Source organism: Salinimicrobium oceani, from assembly GCF_012037645.1.
On the sequence record NZ_JAAVJR010000762.1, the window covers coordinates 1 to 421 of the forward strand.

Annotated in this window: 1 pseudogene; it reads left to right on the forward strand. The window is 41.3% G+C overall.

The annotated features are described in order from the left end of the window. A pseudogene (locus tag HC175_RS19280) lies at window positions 1-421 on the forward strand (hypothetical protein); the annotation flags it as partial.

Consider the following 421-nt stretch of genomic DNA (forward strand, 5'->3'; position numbering starts at 1 on the left):
TTGCCGCGGTAAATGAATTCAAGAGAAATTACAATGCAGGAGGCATTGATAACCAGCAGTATGACGCTTTCCTGAAGCAGTTTCGTGAATACATTAATGTTGAAAAACCCTCTTTTGGTTCTAACATAGGCTATATGTTCGAATACCAGTTCGGGTATATGTACTGGCGCTATTTCATGTGGAATTTTGTAGGCAGGCAGGATGATATACAGGGGAAATATACAGACCAGAACGGGAACTGGCTAAGCGGGATCGGCTTTATCGATGAAGCCAGGCTTGGAAATCAGGATCAGTTGCCTTCAGATGCTAAGAATAATCCGGCACGTAATACTTACTATTTTCTTCCTTTGATCCTGGGACTTTTGGGATTGATCTTTCACTTTTCAAAAGACAAGAAGAGTTTCTGGGTCTTACTGGTATT